The organism is Mycobacterium sp., assembly GCF_035506235.1.
In the GTDB taxonomy this organism is placed as follows: Bacteria; Actinomycetota; Actinomycetes; order Mycobacteriales; family Mycobacteriaceae; genus Mycobacterium.
The window spans coordinates 1-21,642 of the sequence record NZ_DATJPU010000048.1; the positions used below are offsets into that span (position 1 = coordinate 1).

The window sequence follows — 21,642 nt, forward strand, 5'->3', positions numbered from 1 at the left end:
CCGGTTGCAGCTGGACGGCGTGCGGGTCCCGGCGTCCGCCCGGATCGGCACCGTGCCGGACAACCCGTACCGCGACTGCGTGCGGCTGTCCCGGCTGGGCTGGTGCGCGCTGGCGGTCGGGACCGGGCAGGCGGTGCTGGACTACGTGATCCCGTACGTGAACGAGCGGGAGGCGTTCGGCGAGCCGGTGAGCCATCGGCAGGGCGTGGCGTTCCTGGTCGCGGACCTGGCCACCGAGCTGGCCGGGATGCGGCTGGCCACGCTGCGGGCCGCGGCACGTGCCGAGCAGGGCCTCGACTTCGCCCGCGAGACCGCCCTGGCCCGGAGGCTGTGCGCCGACCACGGGATGCAGCTCGGCAGCGACGGCGTGCAGTTGCTCGGCGGGCACGGCTACGTCAAGGAGCACCCGGTCGAGCGCTGGTACCGCGACCTGCGGGCCATCGGCGTGGCCGAGGGCGTTGTAGTTATCTAGGTCGTCAGTTAACTCGAGCCGAAAGACCAATCATGGCAATCAATTTGGAACTGCCCCGCAAGCTGCAAGCGGTGAGCGTCAAGACCCACCAGGGCGCCGCCGAAATGATGCGGCCGATCGCGCGCAAGTACGACCTGAAGGAACACGCCTACCCGGTCGAGCTGGACACCCTGATCAACCTTTTCGAGGGCGCCTCCGAATCGGTCGCATTCGCCGGAGCGGACGCGCTTCGCGACGAGGACGAGGACCGGGACCGAAACCACAACGGCGCCAACATGGCCGCGCTGCTGCAGACGCTGGAGGCCAGCTGGGGCGACGTCGCGATGATGCTCTCGGTCCCCTATCAGGGGCTGGGCAACGCCGCGATCTCCGCGGTCGCCACCGACGAGCAGCTGGAACGCCTGGGCAAGGTGTGGGCGGCGATGGCCATCACCGAACCCGGCTTCGGATCCGACTCGGCGGCGGTGTCCACCACCGCCAAGCTGGACGGCGACGAGTACGTCATCAACGGCGAGAAGATCTTCGTCACCGCCGGCTCGCGCGCCACCCACATCGTGGTGTGGGCCACGCTGGACAAGTCGCAGGGCCGCGCGGCGATCAAGTCGTTCATCGTGCCGCGCGACCATCCGGGCGTCACGGTCGAACGGCTCGAGCACAAGCTCGGCATCAAGGGTTCCGACACCGCGGCTATCCGGTTCGACAACGCCCGCATCCCGAGGGACAACCTGCTGGGCAACCCGGAAATCGAGACCGGCAAGGGCTTTTCCGGTGTGATGGAGACCTTCGACAACACCCGGCCGATCGTTGCCGCCATGGCCATCGGGGTCGGCCGCGCCGCGCTGGAGGAGATCCGCAAGATTCTCACCGAGGCCGGGGTCGAGATCTCCTACGACCGGCCGTCACACGCCCAGAGCGCGGCCGCCGCCGAATTCCTGCGGATGGAGGCCGACTGGGAGGCGGCCTACCTGCTGTCGCTGCGTGCGGCGTGGCAGGCCGACAACAAGATCCCCAACTCCAAAGAGGCGTCGATGAGCAAGGCCAAGGCCGGCCGGATGGCAAGCGACGTCACCCTCAAGTCCGTCGAATTGGCCAGCACCGCAGGGTATTCCGAGCAGTCGCTGCTGGAGAAGTGGGCGCGCGACTCGAAGATCCTGGACATCTTCGAGGGCACCCAGCAGATCCAGCAGCTGGTGGTCGCCCGCCGCCTGCTCGGCCTGTCGTCGGCGGAGCTCAAATAGGCTCGAGCAGCCGGCCTTGCGCCGAGCGGTGGACGTCGGGGAAACTCACGCCGCGACGGCGTTCATCGTCTCCCGGGTCTCGTCGTCCAGCTCGATGGACGCGACGTCCATGTTTTCCTCCAGGTGCCCCACCGACGAAGTGCCCGGGATCAGCAGCACGTTGGGCGCCACGCTCAGCGTCCACGCCAGTGCGACCTGGGCGGGTGTGCGGCCCAGTCGCTCGGCCGCGTCAACCACCAAATGGTGACTCAACACCGGGTTCGGCCGCGCGAACGCCGCCCCCAGCGGGAAGAACGGGACAAACGCGATTCCCTGCCTCGTGCACTCTTCGAGCACCGCGGCCGACTCGCGCTGAACGAGGTTGAAAGCGTTTTGCACACAGACGATTTCGGTGCGGCCCAGCGCGCGCAGCAGGTGCTCACGGTTGATGTTGCTCAGCCCGATCCCGCCGATCAACCCCTCGTCGCGCGCTTGCATCATGACCGAGAGCTGATCGTCGAACAGTTGGTCCGGCCCGTCGCTCTCGAAGAGCCGCAAATTGACCGCGGCCAGCCGATCGACCCCCAGGGCGCGCAGGTTGGCTTCGATGTCGCGACGCAGGTCGGCGGGCTCGCTGACCGGTAGCCAGCCGCCGGAGTCGTCGCGCCGCGCGCCGACCTTGCTCACCAGCGCCAATTTGTCCGGGTACGGATACAGCGCGTCCCGGATGAGCTCGTTGGCGACGTCGGGACCGTAGAACTGGGCGGTGTCGATGTGGTTGACGCCGAGTTCGATTGCGCGCCGCAGCACCGCCAGCGCCGCGGCGCGGTCCCGCGGCGGACCGAACACGCCGGGCCCGGGCAGTTGCATTGCGCCGAAGCCGATGCGCGCGACGGAAAAGCCACCGAGTGGAAACGTATCCATGGGGTGAGGTTAGCGTCGTGTCGTATGGACACGTTTCAAGCGCTTGTGGCGCGCCAAGACGGGGATCGGATCACCGCATCGGTCGAGACGCTGAGCCGCTCGGACCTACCGCCCGGCGAGGTGACGATCCGGGTGGAGTACTCGAGCGCCAACTTCAAGGACGCGCTGGCACTGACGCCGGGCGGGGGCGTGGTCCGCAGCTACCCGGTGGTGCCTGGCATCGACCTGACCGGCGAGGTCGTCGACTCGCAATCCCCCGACTTCGCCGTCGGCGACAAGGTCCTGGCCCACGGGTACGGGATCGGCACCGGCCACCACGGCGGCTACGCCGAATACGCGCGGCTGCCGGCCGACCAGGTGGTGGCGCTCGGCGAGTTGACGCCGCGCGAGGGCGCCGCGATCGGGACCGCCGGCTTCACCGCCGCGATGAGCGTGCAGGCGTTGATCGACTGGGGGCTCGAGCCCGGCGCGGGGTCGGTCGTCGTCACCGGCGCCTCCGGCGGTGTCGGCTCCGTCAGCGTGGACCTGCTGGCCGCCGCCGGGTACCGGGTGGTCGCCTCCACCGGCAAGGAGCAGGCGGCCGGGCTGCTGAAAGAGCTTGGCGCCGCGGAGGTTATCGGCCGGCTGCCCGAAGATCCCGACGCCAAACCGCGGCCGCTGGCCAAGGCGCGCTGGGCGGGGGCGGTGGATTGCGTGGGCGGCGCGACCCTGGCCGATGTGCTGAGCGCGGTCGACTACGGCGGGGCGGTGGCCTGCAGCGGCCTGACCGGTGGCCCGGCGTTGCACACCACGGTGATGCCGTTCATCCTGCGCGGCATCGCGCTGCTGGGGATGGACTCGGTGCAGATGCCGATCGGCCGGCGCCGGAAACTGTGGGCGCTGCTGGGGGATTCGTTGCGGCCGCGGCACCTGGAATCGGTGACCAGCGAGGTCGACGTCAAAGACGTCGTCGGGGTGCTCGATCAGCTGCGCGCCGGCGCCTTCTCCGGCCGGGCCGTGGTGCGGGTCGCCGGCGGGTTTTGAGTCGGCAGTAGGCTGTCCGAGCATGCGGGCTGCGCGGGTGACTCGGCTGGATGGTCCGGACGCGATCGAGGTGACGGAGGTCGACGAACCCTCGGGTGACGGTGTCGTCGTCGACGTGCACGCCGCCGGCGCGGCATTTCCCGATGCGCTGCTGACCCGCGGCCTCTACCAGTACCGGCCGGAGCCGCCGTTCGTGCTCGGGGCGGAGATCGCCGGCGTGGTGCGGTCCGCGCCGGAGGGGGCCCACGTAGGACCCGGCGACCGGGTCGTCGGGCTGACGATGCTTTCCGGGGGCATGGCCGAGGTCGCGATACTGCAGCCCGACCGGGTGTTCAAGCTGCCGGACAACGTGAGCTTCGAGGCCGGCGCCGGTCTGCTGTTCAACGATCTGACGATGTACTTCGCGCTTACCGTGCGCGGCCGGCTGGCCCAGGGCGAGACGGTGCTGGTGCACGGCGCCGCCGGCGGGATCGGGACTTCGACGCTGCGGCTGGCGCCGCTGCTCGGGGCGTCGCGCAGCATCGCGGTCGTCAGCACCGAGGACAAGGCGGACGTCGCGACGGCGGCCGGCGCCACCGATGTGGTGCTGGCCGACGGGTTCAAGGACGCGGTCAAGGAGCTCACCGGCGGTCGTGGCGTCGACGTGGTGGTCGACCCGGTCGGCGGCGACCGGTTCACCGATTCGCTGCGCTCGCTCGCCCCGGGCGGACGGCTGCTGGTCATCGGGTTCACCGGCGGGGAGATCCCGACCGTGAAGGTGAACCGGCTGCTGCTCAACAACATTGACGTCGTCGGCGTGGGCTGGGGAGCCTGGGCGGCGACGCACCCGAACGCGCTCGCCGAGCAGTGGGGCGGACTCGAAAGCCTGCTCAGCTCGGGCCGGCTGGCTCCCCCGCAGCCGGAGGTCTACCCGCTCGAGCAGGCCGCCGCGGCCGTCGCATCGCTCGAGAATCGCACGGCCAAGGGGAAAGTCGTGGTGCGCGTACGCGATTGAGGCACGCATGTCGCAATTGCCACATGAGCCCCAGCGGAGAAGGGATCGACCTTTTGCCCGCCTCGCAGCGACAAATGGGGCGAGCCGGGTGGCATGCGCCGAAATTGTCGCTGAGAGGCGGGCACACAGCGTGCCCCTCCCCGAAGAGACGCCACCGGGCGCCTTGTGCGGCCGATAAACAAAAAGTAATGTCACTTTCAGTTTCGTAGCCTCGCCGAGCCTGGAGTCTCCATGGAATCCTTTGTTCACCTGCGAAAAGGAAAAACACCGCGCCGGCTGCACGCCGACCTCGACGGGCTGAAGGACGACGAGCTGGGCCGGGGCGGATTCACCGGCCGGACCGCGAACATGTACCGCCGCAACGACCCCACCGCCTACCGGTCGGTCGGCCCGCTGCGGCCCGTCGACGTGCTCGCCGGCGAGCTCAAACCCAGCGACACCACCGACGCCCACGGCGGGCCCCTGCTGATGTTCAGCAATGATGACTGCCGAATACTGTTGAGCCGCCGTCACGAGCCGATGCCGTTCTACGCCCGTCACGTCGACGGCGACCTGCTGTGCTTCGTGCACCAGGGCGCGGGCCTGCTGGAGACCGAGTTCGGGCCACTGCCCTATCGGGTGGGCGACTGGGTCTACCTCCCCAAGGCGTGCACCTGGCGCCAGGTGCCCGAGGCCGAGACCACGCTGCTGATGATCGAGGCCGGCGACGAGTTCCGGGTGCCGCCGCCGGGCGCGCTGGGCCGCCACTTCCCGTTCGATCCGTCGCAGGCCACCATCCCCGAACCTGCCCCGATCGAAGATGACGGGCGAGACGAGTACGAGGTCCGGCTCCTCCACCGGCCTTATCGGGATGGTGGCCCGACAACGCTTTACTACCAACACAATCCGCTGGACGTCGAGGGCTGGCGCGGCGACAACTTCGCGTTCACCTTCAACATCGCCGACTACAACGTGATCACCTCGGACAGCGTTCACCTGCCGCCCACGGTCCACCTGTTCATGCAGGCCACCGGCGTGTACGTGATGAATTTTTTGCCGAAGCCGGCCGAAGGTGTGCACGGCACCGAACGCACACCGTGGTATCACCGCAACGTCGACTACGACGAGATCGCCTTCTTCCACGGCGGTTCGCTCTACGGCATCCCGATGCCACCCGGCCTGATCACCCATGCGCCGCAAGGGGTTCACCACGGCGCGCCGGAGAAGGCGCGGGAGCGGGCGCGCCGCAAGTTCGACGAGCATTCGCGGGTGGACTGGCAGGTGATCGCCGTCGACACCCGCCGGCGGCTGACGCCGTCCGCCGAGGTGCTCGCCCACGACCTGGGGCAGCACTCGTGAAGCACGACTACGACCGGATCCCGTATCTGGTTGCGTTTCAGAACAATTCCGCGGTGCGCGACGTCTACGGCGGGCTGGCCGAGATCACCGTCCTGGAGAGCTACCTGCTCAAGCCGAAAGACAAGCCGTCGGACACCGTCCTGGTCTTCATGCACCCGATCGGCGGCGGCGCGTACCTGCCGATGATCAATGGGCTCGCCCGGGCGGGTCACCACGTCATCTACTGCAACAGCCGATTCCGCGGCACGGATTCGGCGCTGTTGATGGAAAAGGTGGTCGAGGACCTCGGCGAGTGCATCAAGGACGCCAAGAACCGGCTTGGCTACTCCCGAGTGGTGCTGGCCGGGTGGAGTGGCGGCGGCTCGCTGTCGATGTTCTACCAGCAGCAGGCCCACAAGCCGACCGTCACGGCGAGCCCGTCCGGAGACGGCCCCGACCTGACCAAGCTGGACCTGCCCGAGGCCGACGGGATCATGCTGCTCGCCGCGCACATCAGCCGGCACGGCACCCTGACCGAATGGCTGGACGCGTCGATCCTCGACGAATCCGACCCCACCAAGCGCGATCCCGAGCTGGACCTCTACGACCCGGACAACCCCAACCAACCGCCCTACAGCCAGGAATTCCTGGACCGCTACCGGCAGGCGCAGATCGACCGCAACCGGCGCATCACCGCGTGGGTCAGGGAAAAGCTCGCCGAACTGAAAGCCAGCGGCCGCCCGGACGCTGATCTGGCAGAGTTCTGCTTCGTCGTGCACGGCACCATGGCCGACCCGCGCTGGCTGGACCCGACGGTCGATCCCAACGAACGCACCCCCGGAACGTGTTATCTGGGCGATCCTCGGGTGGTGAACATGAGCCCGGTCGGGTTGGCCCGGTTCTCGACGCTGAGGGGCTGGCTGTCGCAATGGAGCTACGACGACGCCCGCGGCGACGGGGTGGCCTGCGGGCGCGACCTCGCGGTCCCGGCGCTGGTGATCGGTAACCTGGCCGACGACGCGTGCACGCCCAGCCACACCCGACGGCTCTTCGAGGCGATCGGGCACCCCGACAAGGAGATGCACGAAATTCCCGGTGCCACACACTATTACGCGGGCCCCGACCAGCGGGACAAGCTGCGCGCGGCTGTCGACATCGTCACCGACTGGCTGGTCCGGCACGAGTTCGCGGGGGCCGGGTGACCGGGGCCCTCGACGGCGTCCGGGTGCTCGAGCTCGGCACCCTGATCGCCGGGCCGTTCGCCGGCCGGCTGCTCGGCGACATGGGCGCCGACGTCATCAAGGTGGAGCCCCCCGGCGCGCCGGACCCGCTGCGTACCTGGGGCCAGGCCGAAGTGGGCGGGCAGCACGTCTTCTGGACGGTGCACGCGCGCAACAAGAGGGCCATCACCCTGGACCTGCGCAAGCCCCGCGGTCGCGAGCTGTTCCTCGACCTCGTCGCGAAATCCGACATCGTGGTGGAGAACTTCCGCCCGGGCACGCTGGAGAAATGGAACCTGGGCTACGACGTGCTCAGTGAGCGCAACCCGGGCATCATCCTGGTCCGGGTGTCCGGCTACGGGCAGACGGGACCCGAGGCGCACAAGGCCGGCTACGCCTCGGTGGCCGAGGCCGCCAGCGGGCTGCGGCACCTCAACGGCTTCCCCGGCGGTCCGCCCCCGCGGCTGGCGCTCTCGCTCGGCGACAGCCTGGCCGGCATGTTCGGCGCCCAGGGCGCGCTGGCGGCGCTGTACCGCCGCGGCGTCACCGGGCGCGGTCAGGTAGTGGATGTCGCGCTGACCGAATCGTGCTTGGCCGTACAGGAATCCACGATCCCCGATTACGACGTCGGCGGCGTGGTGCGCGGGCCGTCGGGCACCCGGCTGGAGGGCATCGCGCCGTCCAACATCTACCGCAGCGCCGACGGGTCGTGGGTGGTGATCGCCGCAAATCAAGACACCGTCTTCGCGCGGCTGTGCAAGGCCATGGGGCGCCCGGAGCTGGCCGCCGACGACCGGTTCGCCACCCACGGCGCGCGCGGCCGCAACCAGGACGAACTCGACGAGATCATCGGGGCGTGGGCCGCCGAGCGGCAGCCCGGCGACATCATCGAAACCCTCTCCGCCGCAGGCGTTATCGCGGGGCCGATCAACACCGTCGCCGAGGTGGTCAACGACCCGCAGCTGCGGGCCCGCGGCATGCTGGTCGAGCACTACGACGAGCGGGTGCGGCGCAACGTGCTGGGCCCGGGCGTCGTGCCGGTGCTCTCCGAATCCCCGGGCGGCGTCCGCAACGCCGGCCCCGCGCGCCCGGGCCGGCACAACGACGACGTCTACAGCGGGCTGCTCGGCAAGACCGCCGACGAGCTCGACGAGCTGAGGGCCGAGGAGGTGCTATGACTCACGTCGACATTCGCGAGGTGTCCCTGCGCGACGGCCTGCAGATCGAGAAGCCGATCCCGTTGGCCGCCAAGCTGGAATTGCTGGCGGTGGTTGCCGCCACCGGGGTACGCGAGGTGGAGGCGACGGCGTTCGTCTCCCCCTCCAAGGTGCCCTCGATGGCCGACGCCGCCGAACTCGCCGCCCACCTGCACAACTACCCCGACATCGAGTTCTCCGCACTGGTGGCCAGCGCAGGGGGCGCCAAGCGCGCCGTCGCGGCGGGGCTGCGATCGATCGAGTACGTGGTGGCCGCCAGCGACGCGTTCAGCGAGGCCAACGTCGGGCGCCCCACCGCCGAGGCCACCCAACAGGTCGAGGACATCGTCGCCATCGCCCACGACGCCGGAGTCACAGTCGAGGTCATCGTCGCCACCGCGTGGGACTGCCCGTTCGAGGGGCCGACCCCGCCCCGGCGGGTGCTCGAGATCAGCGCGGCCGCGCGCGAGAAAGGCGCCGACCGCTTCTCGGTCGCCGACACCATCGGCACCACCACCCCGCGACGGGTGAGTTCGCTGATCGCACAACTGCGTCCGGTGATCGGCGACATCCCGTTGGGCGGGCATTTCCACAACACCCGCGGCACCGGGCTGGCCAGCGCCTACGCGGCGATCGGCTCGGGTGTCACCAGGCTGGACGCCTCGGCCGGCGGGCTGGGCGGCTGCCCGTTCGCACCGGGCGCCACCGGCAACATCGCCACCGAGGACCTGGTCTACCTGCTGCGTGACAGCGACATCGATGTCGACGTGGACCTGGAGGCCGCCATCGCCGCCGCCGAGGTCGCCAAATCCCTTGTCGGCCATGACTTGCCCAGCGCGCTGCTGCGCGCCGGCGACCGGATCCGGACCTGATGCCGCCCGAAACCTTGACCGCCAAGGGCCGCCAGACCAGGCAGGCCATCGAGCAGGCCGCCCGAAAACTGTTCGCCGAAAGCGGCTTTCACGGCACCACCCTGGCCGACATCACGTCGGCCGCGGGCAAGTCGCCCGCGGTGTTCTACCGGTACTTCGCCGACAAGGAAGACCTGCTGGCCGCGCTGGCGGAGTCGTTTCTGCACGAGGTCGTGCGGCCGTCCGGATTGAGCGTCGAACTGCCCGAATCACCCGATGACGACTCCTTTTTCACCGCGGTGGTCACCGGGTACTGGAACATGTTCAAGCAGAACATCGGCATCATGATCGCGGTGGCCCAGCTGGCGGCCACCCAGCGACGCTTCGCGACCGTCCAGAACGAATTCCGGCGCTTCGGCATGGACATCGTGGCCGCGTCGGTCCGCCGCGCCCAGGAGCAGGGTTACGGCGCCGAGCTCAACCCGCAACACACCGCGGCGGCCATCGCGCTGCTGTTCGAGAACTTCACCACCGTGTTCGTCGGCCCGTCAAACCTGGGGCTGGAGATCAGCGACCAGGACGCCGTCGCCACCCTGTCCACCATTTGGAAGAAAACGCTTTACGGCGCCTAAGGAGGCGACATGGATTTCACACTGCCGGAACATCTTCCGGGGGTGCTCGCGGACATGGACGCATTCATCGAGCGCGAGATCGCCCCGCTGCAGGCCGAGAACATGCAGTACTTCGACCAGCGCCGGGAGCACGCCCGCACCGACTGGGACAACGACGGCATCCCCACGCGCGAGTGGGAGGACCTGCTGGCCGAGATGCGCAGGCGCGCCGACAAGGCGGGCTGGCTGCGCTACGGGCTGCCCGCGTCGCTGGGCGGCCGCGACGGCACCAACGTCGACATGGCCGTCATCCGGGAGCACTTGGCGCACAAGGGCCTTGGCCTGCACAACGACCTGCAGAACGAGTCGTCGATCGTCGGGAATTTCCCGCAGGTGATCATGATGGAGCGCTTCGGCACCGACGAGCAACGCCGCCTGTGGTCGGAGGCGCTGATCACCGGGGAACGGTCCATGGCGTTCGGCCTCACCGAACCGCAGCACGGCTCGGACGCGACCTGGCTGGAGACGCGGGCGCAAGCCGACGGGGACGGCTGGGTGCTCAACGGCTCGAAGCGATTCAACACCGGGGTGCACCGCGCGACCCATGACCTGATCTTCGCCCGCACCTCCGGTGAGCCGGGAGCCGCGGTGGGCATCACCGCCTTCCTGGTGCCGACCGACGCGCCCGGATTCCACGTCCCCTACTACTGGTGGACGTTCAACATGCCCACCGACCACGGCGAGGTCGAGCTGACCGACGTGCGGGTGCCCCAGGACGCGGTGCTCGGCGAGGTGGACCGCGGCCTCGAAGTCGCGCAAACGTTCCTGCACGAGAACCGGATTCGGCAGGCGGCCAGCAGCCTGGGCGCGGCGCAATACTGCATCGACCGCGCCGCCGAATACGCCGGCGAACGCACGGTCTTCGGCAAGCCGCTGTCGGTCAATCAGGCCGTGCAGTGGCCGCTGGCCGAGCTGCAGACCGAAGCCCAGATGGTGCGGCTGCTGGTGGCCTACGCCGCCTGGCATCTCGACCGCGACCACCACATGGAGGTCTCGGACAAGGTGTCGATGGCCAACTACCGGGCCAACCGGCTGGTCTGCGACGCCGCCGACCGGGCCATGCAGATCTTCGGCGGCCTCGGCTACAGCCGCCACGAGCCGTTCGAGCACATCTACCGCCATCACCGGCGCTACCGGATCACCGAAGGCGCCGAGGAGATCCAGATCCGCCGGGTGGCCCAGCGGCTGTTCAAGTTTGGCCGCAGGTGACCGAGACCGAAGAGTCCGGGGCGCTGGCCGGCAAGCTGGCGCGGGTCCTGGCGCCCGTGCTCGGCGCGGGCGTCACGATCGAGCGGCTGCGCGCGTTGACCGGCGGCGCCAGCCGCACCACGTGGGCGTTCGACGCCGTCACCGGCGCGCAACGCCGTTCGCTTATCCTGCGCACCGGTCCGCCCGACGACGTGCACGCAAGCATGGAGCTCGAGGCCCGCGCCCAGGCCGCCGCCGCGGCGGCCGGCGCGCCGGTCCCCCACATCCTGGTCGCCGACGATTCGGTTGCCGCACTGGGTAATCCGTTTCTGATCTGCGATGAGGTCAAGGGCGAGACCATCGTTCGGCGCATCCAGCGCGGGCTCGATGCCGGCGACGGCCACGCGGGCCGCACGCGCCTGTTAGACCAGTGCTCGCGGGCGCTGGCCGCCATCCACCGGGCCGACCCGAAAATCCCCGGCCTGGCCCACGAGAACCAACTCGTGCAGTGGCGCGAGCGGCTGGACGCCATGGGCGACACCACCGCCACCTTCGAGTGGGCGTTTCGCTGGCTGGGCGCGCACCGGCCCGGACCGTCGCCCCCGGTCCTGGTGCACGGGGACTACCGGATGGGAAACCTGATCGTCGACGGGTCCGACCTGGCCGCAGTTCTCGACTGGGAGCTGGTGCACGTCGGCGAGGCCTACGAAGACCTGGCCTGGTTCTGCATCCGGGCCTGGCGGTTCGGCGCGCCGGCCAGCCTGGGTGCCGGCGGCCTCGGCAGCATCGAAAGCTTCCTGCGGGACTACGAGGAGGCCAGCGCGACTACCGTCGACCGGGTGGCGTTTCACTGGTGGCTGGTGCTGGCCACGCTGCGTTGGGGGGTCATCTGCCGCTACCAGGCCGAGCGGCATCTCAGCGGCGAATTCCGCTCGGTGGAGTTGGCGACGATCGGCCGCCGCGTGTGCGAGACGGAGTGGGACCTGCTCGATCTGCTCGAGCAGGTGCGGCCGTGATCGGCGCGTACGGCCGGCCGCTCGCGGCCGAACTCGTGGCGGCGGTTGCGGAATTCCTGGAAACCGACGTCCGGGCGGCGACGAGCGGGCAGGTCAACTTCCACGCCCGGGTTGCCGCCAACGCCCTGCGCATCGTCCAGCGCGAGCTGCTGGACGAAAGCGAGGCGGAATCCGCTGCCGCGTTGGCCGGCTTGGGTTTCGCCGATGAGGAAGAACTCGCCGCCGCGATCCGGGCCGGCCAGATGGACGGCCGCGCCGACGAGGTCACCGCGTGTCTGCGCACCCTGGTACGGCGTCGGCTGATGGTCGCGCACCCGGGATACGAGCAGTCGGAATAGGAGCTGTCCCATGCCGGCTAGCACCGCGAAAACCATCGTCGACGTGGCCGACCGCCTGTTCGCGGCGATCGAGAGGGGCGACGTGGCGGCAGTCGATCGGCTGTGGGGCAACGACATTGCGGTGTGGCGCGTCGGCGCGCGCCGCGGCCCGTCCAAGTCAGATGACAAGGCGCGCGCGATGCGGGTCATCGACTGGTTCATCACCGCGACCACGGATCGGCGCTACGAGATTCTCGACCGTCGGCTCTTCGACGGGGGCTTCGTGCAGCAGCACATTCTGCACGCCACCGGTCGTGCCGGGCAATCGATCTCGATGCGGGTCTGCATCGTGATTAGGGTGGGCACGAACGGCCTGATCGACCGGATCGACGAGTACTTCGACCCGGCTGACATCGCGCCACTCATCGACTGAAGGGGCCTGGAGGGCCTGAAAGGGCGAGCTAACGATGACGACCCTGGAAACACTGCTGAGCGATCCCGACACGGCCGGCGTATGGAACCTCGTTCCCGATCGGTCGGCGATCACCTTCAAGATCAAGAACATGTGGGGCCTGCTGGACGTCAAGGGCCGTTTCACCGAGTTCAGCGGCGACGGGCAGCTGACGAACAAGGGCGCCATTTTCGGCCGCCTCGACATCCGGGCCGCGTCGCTGGACACCGGCATCGGCCGGCGCGACAAGCACCTGCGCTCGCCCGACTTCTTCGACGTCGAGCGCTACCCCGAGATCAGCGTCGTCGTCACCGCGGTGCATCCCACCCAGGGCCGAGCCGCCGACCTCCAGGCGTCCTTCACCATCAAGGGCGTCACCGCGCCGCTGCCCCTGCCCGTCACGGTCACCGAACTCGATGACGGCTCGATCCAGATCTCCGGCGAGACCAAGGTCGACCGGTCCCAATTCGACCTGGGCTGGAACAGGTTCGGCATGATCGGCGCGACGGCGACCGCGGCCGCGCAGGCGGTCTTCGTTCGGGCGGCCGGGTAAGGCGGCGGGGTCACCGCTACCATCTGACCGTGCCCGACTCGAGCAACGCCCTGCGGATCCTCGTCTACAGCGACAACGCCGAAACCCGCGAGCAGGTGATGCGGGCGCTCGGCAAGCATCTGCACCCGGACCTCCCCGAGTTGAGCTACGTCGAGGTGGCGACCGGCCCGATGGTGATCCGCACGATGGACGAGGGCGGCATCGACTTGGCCATCCTCGACGGGGAAGCGACCCCGACCGGCGGCATGGGCATCGCCAAACAGCTCAAGGACGAACTCGCGACCTGCCCGCCCATCGTGGTGCTCACCGGCCGCCGCGACGACGCGTGGTTGGCCAGCTGGTCGCGCGCCGAGGGCGCGGTTCCGCACCCGCTGGACCCCATCGTGCTGGGCCGCACGGTCCTGGGGCTGCTCCGTACCCCCGCTCGCTAGGCGATTAGCGCTCTCACCTGCGCCGACACGGAAACATAGGCCGTGTGGGCGGTCGCACAGCATGCGCGCCGCGACGCGCCCGGATGCGGGCACGTTAAAACCGGGCAAATACCACGACCCCGGGCACGTGGGCCGGCCGCAACGACGCTATGTTGAAGGTCACTGTGACGGGCTACAGACCCGGCTCGTCACAGCGGCCCGGTTACCGCCTGGCCGCCGTTGAAAGACTCAGCGGCGGCCCATACGACGGATCATGGAGCGAGTTGAACGTCTACATACCCATCCTGGTTCTGGGCGCGATCGCCGCCGCCTTTGCCGTGGGCTCGGTCGCGATCGCGAGTTTGGCCGGCCCGTCCCGTTACAACAAGTCCAAGCTGGCGGCCTACGAGTGCGGCATCGAGCCCACCGAAGCGCCGGTGAGCGGCCCGCACGCGACGGCCGGGCAGCGGTTCCCGGTGAAGTATTACCTGACCGCGATGCTGTTCATCGTGTTCGACATCGAAATCGTGTTCCTGTATCCCTGGGCGGTGAGCTACGACGCGCTGGGAACCTTTGCGCTGGTCGAGATGGTGGTGTTCATCCTCACGGTCTTCGCGGCGTACGCCTACGTGTGGCGCCGCGGCGGCCTGACGTGGGATTGAGGTAAGACGTGGGCCTGGAAGAACAGCTGCCCGGTGGCATCCTGCTGTCAACTGTCGAGAAGGTTGCGGGCTACGTCCGCAAGAACTCGCTGTGGCCGGCGACCTTCGGGCTGGCCTGCTGCGCGATCGAGATGATGGCGACCGCCGGGCCGAGGTTCGACATTGCGCGGTTCGGCATGGAGCGGTTCTCGGCGACCCCGCGCCAGGCCGACCTGATGATCGTGGCCGGGCGGGTGAGCCAGAAGATGGCCCCGGTGCTGCGGCAGATCTACGACCAGATGGGCGAGCCGAAATGGGTGCTGGCCATGGGCGTGTGCGCGTCATCGGGCGGCATGTTCAACAACTACTCGATCGTGCAGGGCGTGGACCACGTCGTTCCGGTGGACATCTACCTGCCCGGCTGCCCGCCGCGGCCGGAGATGCTGCTGCACGCAATCCTGAAGCTGCACGAGAAGATTCAACAGATGCCGCTGGGCGTCAACCGCGAAGAGGCCATCGCCGAGGCCGAGCAGGCGGCGCTGGCGGCCCGGCCCACCATCGAGATGCGCGGTCTGCTGCGATGAGCTCGCCAGACCACGACCCGAAGGTTGCGGCCAGCGAAGTGGGGGGATCAGTCCCCGGCGCCGACGAAGAGGTCATCGACGTTCGCCGCGGCATGTTCGGGGTCAGGGGCACCGGCGACACGTCCGGGTACGGGCGCCTGGTGCGCGAGGTCACGCTGCCGGGCGGCAGCCCCCGGCCCTACGGCGGCTACTTCGACGACATCGCCGACCGGCTGACCGAGGCGCTGCGCCGCGACGGCGTCGAATTCGACGACGCGATAGAGAAAGTCGTGGTCGACCGCGACGAACTGACGCTGCACGTCCACCGCGGCCTGCTGCCACAGGTGGCCCAGCGGCTGCGCGACGAGCCGGACCTGCGCTTCGAGATGTGCCTGGGTGTCAGCGGGGTGCACTACCCACACGAGACCGGCCGGGAATTGCACGCCGTCTACCCGCTGCAGTCGATCACCCATAACCGTCGGCTGCGGCTGGAAGTGGCTGCGCCGGACAGTGATCCGCACATCCCGTCGCTGTATGGGGTCTACCCGACCAACGACTGGCACGAGCGGGAGACCTACGACTTCTTCGGGATCATCTTCGACGGCCACCCGTCGCTCACCAGGATCGAGATGCCCGACGACTGGCACGGGCATCCGCAGCGCAAGGACTACCCGCTGGGCGGCATCCCGGTCGAATACAAGGGCGCGAAGATTCCCCCACCCGACGAGCGCAGGGGCTACAACTAATGAGCTACAACTGATGAGCTACAACTGATGACCGACACGAAGGGACCCGACACCGTCCTGGTCGCGGGCGGCCAGGACTGGGACCAGATCGTCGAGGCCGCCCGCAAAGCCGACCCGGGTGAACGCATCGTCGTCAACATGGGGCCGCAGCACCCGTCCACCCACGGGGTGTTGCGGCTGATCCTCGAGATCGAGGGCGAGACCGTCACCCAGGCCCGGTGCGGAATCGGCTACTTGCACACCGGGATCGAGAAGAACCTCGAATACCGTTACTGGACCCAGGGCGTCACGTTCGTGACCCGAATGGACTACCTCTCACCGTTTTTCAACGAGACGGCCTACTGCCTGGGCGTGGAGAAGCTGCTCGGCATCACCGCCGAGATACCGGAGCGCGTGAACGTCATCCGGGTCATGATGATGGAGCTCAACCGGATCTCGTCGCATCTGGTCGCGCTGGCGACCGGCGGCATGGAACTGGGCGCGATGACCCCGATGTTCGTCGGCTTCCGGGGGCGCGAGATCGTCCTGAACCTGTTCGAGTCGATCACCGGTCTGCGGATGAACAGCGCCTACATCCGGCCCGGCGGCGTCGCCCAAGACCTGCCGCCCAACGCGGAGACCGAGATCGCCGAGGCCCTCGAGCAGCTGAAGCAACCGCTGCGCGAAATGGGCGAGTTGCTCAACGAAAACGCGATCTGGAAGGCGCGCACCGAGGGCGTGGGCTACCTGGACCTGACCGGCTGCATGGCGCTGGGCATCACCGGCCCGATCCTGCGTTCCACCGGGCTGCCGCACGACCTGCGCAAAAGCGAACCCTACTGCGGCTACGAGAACTACGAGTTCGACGTGATCACCGACGACGGTTGTGATGCGTACGGGCGCTACATCATTCGCGTCAAAGAGATGTGGGAGTCGATCAAGATCGTGGAGCAGTGTCTGGACAAGCTGCGGCCGGGCCCGACGATGATCGAGGACCGCAAGATCGCCTGGCCGGCCGACCTGAAGCTGGGCCCGGACGGCCTGGGGAACTCACCCGAGCACATCGCAAAGATCATGGGCAGCTCGATGGAGGCGCTGATCCACCACTTCAAGCTCGTCACCGAGGGCATTCGCGTTCCCGCGGGCCAGGTTTACATCGCGGTCGAATCGCCCCGCGGCGAGCTCGGGGTGCACATGGTCAGCGACGGCGGCACCCGGCCCTACCGGGTGCACTACCGGGACCCCTCCTTCACCAACCTGCAGGCGGTCGCCGCGATGTGCGAGGGCGGGATGGTCGCGGACCTGATCGCCGCGGTCGCCAGCATCGACCCGGTGATGGGCGGGGTGGACCGATGACGGGGCCGCAGGGTCAGCCGGTGTTCATCCGGCTCGGGCCGCCACCCGGCGAGCCCAACGCGTTCGTGGTCGAGGGCGCCCCGCAGTCGTATTCACCGGAGGTGCGCGCGCGGCTGGACGTCGACGCCAAGGAGATCATGGGCCGCTATCCCGACAAGCGCTCGGCCCTGCTCCCGCTGCTGCACCTGGTGCAGTCCGAGGACTCCTACCTGACACCGGCGGGTCTGGAGTTCTGCGGCGAGCAACTGGGGCTGACCGGCGCCGAAGTGTCCGCGGTGGCAAGCTTTTACACGATGTATCGCCGCGGGCCCACCGGCGACTACCTGGTCGGTGTCTGCACCAACACGCTGTGCGCGGTCATGGGCGGCGACGCCATCTTCGAAACGCTGGTCAACCATCTCGGCGTCCGCAACGACCGGACCACGCCCGACGGCAAGATCACCCTGCAACACATCGAGTGCAACGCCGCGTGCGACTTCGCGCCGGTGGTGATGGTCAACTGGGAGTTCTTCGACAACCAGACGCCCGAGTCGGCGCGCGAACTGGTCGACTCGCTGCGCTCCGGCGAGCCCAGGCCGCCCACCCGCGGCGCCCCGCTGTGCGCCTTCCGCGAGACGTCGCGCATCCTGGCCGGCCTGCCCGACGAGCGCCCCGACCAGGGTCAGGGCGGCGCGGGCGCGGCGACTTTGGCCGGCCTGCGGGTGGCGAAGGAACTCGGCATGGAGGCGCCCGACACCCCGTCGTCCGGGAAGGATCAGTGATGGCTGCGCCCAGCGCTCAGGCGACGTCGTTGACGCCGGTGATCAGTCGCTTCTGGGACGATCCCGAGTCGTGGACGCTGGAGACCTACCTCCGCAACGACGGCTACCGGGCCATGCAGAAGGCGCTGAGCATGGAGCCCGACGCGGTGATCGGGGTCGTCAAGGACTCCGGCCTGCGCGGCCGCGGCGGCGCGGGCTTCTCGACGGGGACGAAGTGGTCGTTCATCCCGCAGGGCGACACCGGGCCGGCCGCCAAGCCGCACTACCTGGTGGTCAACGCCGACGAGTCGGAACCCGGTACGTGCAAAGACATTCCGCTGATGCTGGCGACGCCGCACCTGCTCGTCGAGGGCGTCATCATCGCCGCGTATGCGATCCGGGCCAGCCACGCGTTCATCTACGTGCGCGGCGAGGTGCTGCCGGTGCTGCGCCGGCTGCAGAACGCGGTCGCCGAGGCCTATGCCGCCGGTTACCTGGGCCGCGACATCAACGGTTCCGGCTTCGACCTGGAGCTGGTGGTGCACGCCGGCGCGGGCGCCTACATCTGTGGCGAGGAGACCGCGCTGCTCGACTCCCTGGAGGGCCGGCGCGGGCAGCCGCGACTGAGGCCACCGTTCCCCGCGGTGGCCGGGCTCTACGGCTGCCCCACGGTCATCAACAACGTCGAGACGATCGCCAGCGTCCCGCCGATCATCCTCAACGGCGTCGAATGGTTCCGGTCGATGGGCAGCGAGAAATCGCCCGGCTTCACGCTGTATTCGCTGTCCGGTCACGTCACCCGGCCGGGCCAGTACGAGGCCCCGCTCGGGATCACGTTGCGCGAGTTGCTCGCCTACGCCGGCGGTGTGCGGGCCGGGCACCGGCTCAAGTTCTGGACGCCGGGCGGGTCGTCGACGCCGCTGCTCACCGATGAGCACCTCGACGTGCCGCTGGACTACGAGGGCGTGGGCGCCGCCGGCTCGATGCTGGGCACCAAGGCGCTCGAGATCTTTGACGAGACCACGTGCGTGGTGCGCGCCGTGCGCCGCTGGACCGAGTTCTACAAGCACGAATCGTGCGGCAAGTGCACGCCGTGCCGGGAGGGCACCTTCTGGCTGGACAAGATCTATGAACGGCTGGAAACCGGCGGGGGCACCAGCGACGACATCGGCAAATTGATGGACATCTCTGACACCATCCTGGGAAAGTCCTTCTGCGCGTTGGGCGATGGTGCCGCCAGCCCGGTGATGTCGTCGATCAAGTACTTCCGCGACGAGTACGTCGCGCACGTCGAGGGGGGCGGCTGCCCGTTCGACCCCCAAGAGTCCATGCTGACGCCGAACGGAGATAGTGCATGACGCAGGCGGCGGACACCACGAGTGAGGTGCGCCCGCCGGAGATGGTGACGTTGACCATCGACGGCGCCGAAATCAGTGTTCCCAAGGGAACTCTGGTGATCCGCGCGGCCGAGTTGATGGGCATCCAGATCCCGCGGTTCTGCGACCACCCGCTGCTGGACCCGGTCGGTGCGTGCCGCCAGTGCCTGGTCGAGGTCGAGGGACAGCGCAAGCCGATGGCGTCGTGCACCACCGTCGCCACCGACGACATGGTGGTGCGCACCCAGCTCACGTCCGAGGCCGCCGACAAGGCCCAGCACGGCGTCATGGAGCTGCTCCTGATCAACCATCCGCTGGACTGCCCCATGTGCGACAAGGGCGGCGAATGCCCCCTGCAGAACCAGGCAATGTCCAACGGCCGGACCGACTCCCGCTTCACCGACGTCAAGCGCACCTTCGCCAAGCCGATCAACATCTCCGCGCAGGTGCTGCTGGACCGCGAGCGCTGCATCCTGTGCGCGCGCTGCACCCGGTTCTCCGAACAGATCGCCGGTGACCCGTTCATCGACATGCAGGAGCGCGGCGCGCTGCAACAGGTCGGCATCTACGCCAATGAGCCGTTCGATTCCTACTTTTCGGGCAACACGGTGCAGATCTGCCCGGTGGGCGCGCTGACCGGGACCGCGTATCGCTTCCGGGCCCGCCCCTTCGACCTGGTCTCCAGCCCGAGCGTCTGCGAGCACTGCGCTTCCGGGTGTGCGCAGCGCACCGACCATCGCCGCGGCAAGGTGCTGCGCCGGCTGGCCGGCGACGACCCCGAAGTCAACGAGGAGTGGAACTGCGACAAGGGCCGGTGGGCCTTCACCTACGCGACCCGCCACGACGTGATCACCACTCCCCTGGTCCGGGACTTGAACGGCGAGCTGCAGCCGGCGTCGTGGGCGCACGCGATCGTGGCGGCGGCCGAGGGGCTCGAGGCGGCGCGCGGGCGCACCGGCGTGCTGGTCGGCGGCCGGGTGACCTGGGAAGACGCCTACGCCTACAGTAAGTTCGCCCGAATCACGTTGGACACCAACGACATCGACTTCCGCGCCCGCCCGCACTCGGCCGAGGAGGCCGACTTCCTGGCCGCCCGCGTCGCCGGCCGGCCGGTGACGGTGAGCTACTCCGACCTGGAGACCGCGCCGGTGGTCGTGCTGGTCGGGTTCGAGCCGGAGGACGAGTCGCCCATCGTGTTCCTGCGGCTGCGCAAGGCCGCCCGCAAACACCGGGTGCCCGTGTACGCGATCGCGCCGTTCGCCACCCGCGCCCTGACGAAGATGTCGGGCCGGCTGGTGAAAACCGTTCCCGGTGCCGAAGCGGCCGCGCTGGACGGGCTGACCGGCGGCGAAGTGGGTGAGCTGTTGTCGAAACCGGGCGCGGTCATCATGGTCGGCGAACGCCTGGCCACGGTGCCCGGCGGGCTGTCCGCCGCTGCCCGGCTCGCCGACGCCACCGGCGCGCGGCTGGCCTGGGTGCCGCGCCGCGCTGGCGAGCGCGGCGCTCTGGAGGCCGGGGCGCTGCCCACGCTGCTGCCCGGCGGTCGCCCGGTGGCCGACGACGCCGCGCGTGCGCAGGTCGCGGCGGCCTGGAACGTCGACGAATTGCCTTCCGGCGCAGGGCGTGACGCCGAGGGCATCCTGGCCGCCGCCACGGACGGCTCCCTGGCGGCGCTGCTGGTCGGCGGCATCGAACCGAACGACTTCCCCGATCCCGACACGGTGCTGGCGGCGCTGGACGCCGCCGGTTTCATCGTCAGCCTGGAGCTGCGGCACAGCCCGGTCACCGAGCGCGCCGACGTGGTGTTCCCGGTCGCACCGACGACCCAGAAGTCCGGCGCCTTCGTCAACTGGGAGGGCCGCTACCGCGGGTTCGCCGCCGCGCTGCAGGGCACCACCCAGCAGGCCGGGGTGTCCGATCACAAGGTGCTCGACACGCTGGCCGACGAGATGGGCGTCTACCTGGGCACGACCACCGTCGAGGCGGCCCGCGAGGAACTGTCCGCGCTGGGGACCTGGGACGGCGAGCACGCCCCCGCCCCGCAGGTCGCGACCCCGGCACCGGCCGACGCCCGGCAAGGGCTTGAAAAGGGACGAGCCGTGCTGACCGGATGGCGGTTGCTGCTCGACGAGGGCCGGATGCAGGACGGGGAACCGCATTTGGCCGGCACCGCGCGGCAGCCCGTGGTCCGGCTGTCGGCCGACACCGCCGCGGAGATCGGTGCCGCCGACGGCGACAACGTCACGGTCAGCACGCCGCGGGGATCGATCACGCTGCCGCTGAACATCACCGACATGCCCGACCGGGTGGTGTGGCTTCCGCTGAACTCGCCGGGTTCGGCGGTGCACCGGAAATTGGGCGTAACCACCGGCAGCACAGTGGAAATCGGAGTGGGGGAAATCGGAGTGGGCTCATGACGAC

General features: G+C 69.1%; 23 protein-coding genes. 22 read left to right on the forward strand and 1 reads right to left on the reverse strand.

All coding sequences use genetic code 11. The features are described from left to right. Together VMD50_RS04745 and VMD50_RS04750 are read left to right on the forward strand one after the other, a co-directional pair. The coding region (locus VMD50_RS04745) for an acyl-CoA dehydrogenase family protein (protein ID WP_325425355.1) at positions 1 to 472 on the forward strand (472 nt) is incomplete at its 5' end. A 32-nt stretch (positions 473 to 504) separates the two neighbouring features. Beyond that, positions 505 to 1,710 carry an acyl-CoA dehydrogenase family protein gene (locus tag VMD50_RS04750; protein WP_325425357.1) on the forward strand — a complete coding sequence of 402 codons (1,206 nt, stop codon included), beginning with the start codon at positions 505 to 507 and terminating at the stop codon, positions 1,708 to 1,710. A gap of 45 nt (positions 1,711 to 1,755) precedes the next feature. On the opposite strand, the gene VMD50_RS04755 is transcribed toward VMD50_RS04750, so the two are convergent. After that, positions 1,756 to 2,613, reverse strand: coding sequence for an oxidoreductase (locus tag VMD50_RS04755; RefSeq protein WP_325425359.1), 858 nt, complete (start codon positions 2,611 to 2,613; stop codon positions 1,756 to 1,758). Between the two features lie 24 nt (positions 2,614 to 2,637). Here VMD50_RS04755 and VMD50_RS04760 point away from each other — a divergent pair, with 24 nt between their 5' ends. From VMD50_RS04760 to VMD50_RS04855, 20 genes are all read left to right on the forward strand, one after another. Further along, complete coding sequence (locus VMD50_RS04760; RefSeq protein WP_325425361.1) at positions 2,638 to 3,636, forward strand: acrylyl-CoA reductase family protein; 999 nt, start codon at positions 2,638 to 2,640, stop codon at positions 3,634 to 3,636. Positions 3,637 to 3,658: 22 nt separating this feature from the next. Beyond that, positions 3,659 to 4,630: an NADPH:quinone oxidoreductase family protein gene (locus tag VMD50_RS04765; RefSeq protein WP_325425363.1), complete on the forward strand. Its 972-nt coding sequence runs from the start codon at positions 3,659 to 3,661 to the stop codon at positions 4,628 to 4,630. Between the two features lie 231 nt (positions 4,631 to 4,861). Continuing rightward, positions 4,862 to 5,968, forward strand: a complete 1,107-nt coding sequence (locus VMD50_RS04770; protein WP_325425365.1) for a homogentisate 1,2-dioxygenase — start codon at positions 4,862 to 4,864, stop codon at positions 5,966 to 5,968. Continuing rightward, the gene (locus VMD50_RS04775; protein WP_325425367.1) at positions 5,965 to 7,149 is read left to right on the forward strand and encodes an alpha/beta hydrolase; all 1,185 of its coding nucleotides are present in this window, start codon (positions 5,965 to 5,967) and stop codon (positions 7,147 to 7,149) included. Before VMD50_RS04770 ends, VMD50_RS04775 begins: the two co-directional genes overlap by 4 nt. Beyond that, positions 7,146 to 8,345, forward strand: coding sequence for a CaiB/BaiF CoA transferase family protein (locus tag VMD50_RS04780; protein ID WP_325425369.1), 1,200 nt, complete (start codon positions 7,146 to 7,148; stop codon positions 8,343 to 8,345). The genes VMD50_RS04775 and VMD50_RS04780 overlap by 4 nt, the downstream gene beginning before the upstream one ends. Continuing rightward, the gene (locus VMD50_RS04785; RefSeq protein WP_325425371.1) at positions 8,342 to 9,235 is read left to right on the forward strand and encodes a hydroxymethylglutaryl-CoA lyase; all 894 of its coding nucleotides are present in this window, start codon (positions 8,342 to 8,344) and stop codon (positions 9,233 to 9,235) included. The genes VMD50_RS04780 and VMD50_RS04785 overlap by 4 nt, the downstream gene beginning before the upstream one ends. Continuing rightward, the gene (locus tag VMD50_RS04790; RefSeq protein WP_325425373.1) at positions 9,235 to 9,846 is read left to right on the forward strand and encodes a TetR/AcrR family transcriptional regulator; all 612 of its coding nucleotides are present in this window, start codon (positions 9,235 to 9,237) and stop codon (positions 9,844 to 9,846) included. The genes VMD50_RS04785 and VMD50_RS04790 overlap by 1 nt, the downstream gene beginning before the upstream one ends. 9 nt (positions 9,847 to 9,855) lie before the next feature. After that, a complete protein-coding gene (locus VMD50_RS04795) occupies positions 9,856 to 11,094 on the forward strand; it encodes an acyl-CoA dehydrogenase family protein (protein ID WP_325425375.1) in 1,239 nt (412 codons plus the stop codon). After that, positions 11,091 to 12,089 (forward strand): phosphotransferase family protein, encoded by a 999-nt coding sequence (locus tag VMD50_RS04800; RefSeq protein ID WP_325425377.1) that lies wholly within the window; start codon positions 11,091 to 11,093, stop codon positions 12,087 to 12,089. The genes VMD50_RS04795 and VMD50_RS04800 overlap by 4 nt, the downstream gene beginning before the upstream one ends. Further along, positions 12,086 to 12,427: a DUF6285 domain-containing protein gene (locus VMD50_RS04805; RefSeq protein WP_325425379.1), complete on the forward strand. Its 342-nt coding sequence runs from the start codon at positions 12,086 to 12,088 to the stop codon at positions 12,425 to 12,427. Before VMD50_RS04800 ends, VMD50_RS04805 begins: the two co-directional genes overlap by 4 nt. A 10-nt stretch (positions 12,428 to 12,437) precedes the next feature. After that, a complete protein-coding gene (locus VMD50_RS04810; RefSeq protein ID WP_325425381.1) occupies positions 12,438 to 12,839 on the forward strand; it encodes a nuclear transport factor 2 family protein in 402 nt (133 codons plus the stop codon). 34 nt (positions 12,840 to 12,873) lie between these two features. Then, positions 12,874 to 13,410 (forward strand): YceI family protein, encoded by a 537-nt coding sequence (locus tag VMD50_RS04815; protein WP_325425383.1) that lies wholly within the window; start codon positions 12,874 to 12,876, stop codon positions 13,408 to 13,410. 29 nt (positions 13,411 to 13,439) lie between these two features. Further along, positions 13,440 to 13,841 (forward strand): Rv3143 family two-component system response regulator, encoded by a 402-nt coding sequence (locus VMD50_RS04820; RefSeq protein ID WP_325425385.1) that lies wholly within the window; start codon positions 13,440 to 13,442, stop codon positions 13,839 to 13,841. A 263-nt stretch (positions 13,842 to 14,104) separates the two neighbouring features. Further along, positions 14,105 to 14,482 (forward strand): NADH-quinone oxidoreductase subunit A, encoded by a 378-nt coding sequence (locus VMD50_RS04825; protein ID WP_325425410.1) that lies wholly within the window; start codon positions 14,105 to 14,107, stop codon positions 14,480 to 14,482. A gap of 8 nt (positions 14,483 to 14,490) precedes the next feature. Then, on the forward strand, positions 14,491 to 15,045 hold the full coding sequence (locus VMD50_RS04830; RefSeq protein ID WP_068229049.1) for a NuoB/complex I 20 kDa subunit family protein: 555 nt from the start codon (positions 14,491 to 14,493) through the stop codon (positions 15,043 to 15,045). Then, positions 15,042 to 15,770 carry an NADH-quinone oxidoreductase subunit C gene (locus VMD50_RS04835; RefSeq protein ID WP_325425389.1) on the forward strand — a complete coding sequence of 243 codons (729 nt, stop codon included), beginning with the start codon at positions 15,042 to 15,044 and terminating at the stop codon, positions 15,768 to 15,770. Before VMD50_RS04830 ends, VMD50_RS04835 begins: the two co-directional genes overlap by 4 nt. Before the next feature lie 27 nt (positions 15,771 to 15,797). Then, entirely contained in the window at positions 15,798 to 17,105 is a 1,308-nt protein-coding gene (gene nuoD / locus VMD50_RS04840) for an NADH dehydrogenase (quinone) subunit D (RefSeq protein WP_325425391.1), read from the forward strand. Beyond that, positions 17,102 to 17,866 (forward strand): NADH-quinone oxidoreductase subunit NuoE, encoded by a 765-nt coding sequence (nuoE, locus tag VMD50_RS04845; RefSeq protein ID WP_325425393.1) that lies wholly within the window; start codon positions 17,102 to 17,104, stop codon positions 17,864 to 17,866. Before nuoD ends, nuoE begins: the two co-directional genes overlap by 4 nt. Continuing rightward, entirely contained in the window at positions 17,866 to 19,203 is a 1,338-nt protein-coding gene (gene nuoF, locus VMD50_RS04850; protein WP_325425395.1) for an NADH-quinone oxidoreductase subunit NuoF, read from the forward strand. Before nuoE ends, nuoF begins: the two co-directional genes overlap by 1 nt. Further along, positions 19,200 to 21,638 (forward strand): NADH-quinone oxidoreductase subunit G, encoded by a 2,439-nt coding sequence (locus VMD50_RS04855; protein ID WP_325425397.1) that lies wholly within the window; start codon positions 19,200 to 19,202, stop codon positions 21,636 to 21,638. Before nuoF ends, VMD50_RS04855 begins: the two co-directional genes overlap by 4 nt. Positions 21,639 to 21,642: the final 4 nt, after the last annotated feature.

Excerpts from the sequence above, each read along its gene's own strand:
- VMD50_RS04855 (WP_325425397.1), top strand. The coding sequence starts at position 19,200 with ATGACGCAGGCGGCGGACACCACGAGTGAGGTGCGCCCGCCGGAGATG.
- nuoE (WP_325425393.1), top strand. The coding sequence starts at position 17,102 with ATGACGGGGCCGCAGGGTCAGCCGGTGTTCATCCGGCTCGGGCCGCCA.
- VMD50_RS04815 (WP_325425383.1), top strand. The coding sequence starts at position 12,874 with ATGACGACCCTGGAAACACTGCTGAGCGATCCCGACACGGCCGGCGTA.
- VMD50_RS04790 (WP_325425373.1), top strand. The coding sequence starts at position 9,235 with ATGCCGCCCGAAACCTTGACCGCCAAGGGCCGCCAGACCAGGCAGGCC.
- VMD50_RS04750 (WP_325425357.1), top strand. The coding sequence starts at position 505 with ATGGCAATCAATTTGGAACTGCCCCGCAAGCTGCAAGCGGTGAGCGTC.
- VMD50_RS04795 (WP_325425375.1), top strand. The coding sequence starts at position 9,856 with ATGGATTTCACACTGCCGGAACATCTTCCGGGGGTGCTCGCGGACATG.
- VMD50_RS04810 (WP_325425381.1), top strand. The coding sequence starts at position 12,438 with ATGCCGGCTAGCACCGCGAAAACCATCGTCGACGTGGCCGACCGCCTG.
- VMD50_RS04765 (WP_325425363.1), top strand. The coding sequence starts at position 3,659 with ATGCGGGCTGCGCGGGTGACTCGGCTGGATGGTCCGGACGCGATCGAG.
- VMD50_RS04785 (WP_325425371.1), top strand. The coding sequence starts at position 8,342 with ATGACTCACGTCGACATTCGCGAGGTGTCCCTGCGCGACGGCCTGCAG.
- VMD50_RS04760 (WP_325425361.1), top strand. The coding sequence starts at position 2,638 with ATGGACACGTTTCAAGCGCTTGTGGCGCGCCAAGACGGGGATCGGATC.
- VMD50_RS04755 (WP_325425359.1), bottom strand. The coding sequence starts at position 2,613 with ATGGATACGTTTCCACTCGGTGGCTTTTCCGTCGCGCGCATCGGCTTC.
- nuoF (WP_325425395.1), top strand. The coding sequence starts at position 17,866 with ATGGCTGCGCCCAGCGCTCAGGCGACGTCGTTGACGCCGGTGATCAGT.
- VMD50_RS04770 (WP_325425365.1), top strand. The coding sequence starts at position 4,862 with ATGGAATCCTTTGTTCACCTGCGAAAAGGAAAAACACCGCGCCGGCTG.
- nuoD (WP_325425391.1), top strand. The coding sequence starts at position 15,798 with ATGACCGACACGAAGGGACCCGACACCGTCCTGGTCGCGGGCGGCCAG.
- VMD50_RS04835 (WP_325425389.1), top strand. The coding sequence starts at position 15,042 with ATGAGCTCGCCAGACCACGACCCGAAGGTTGCGGCCAGCGAAGTGGGG.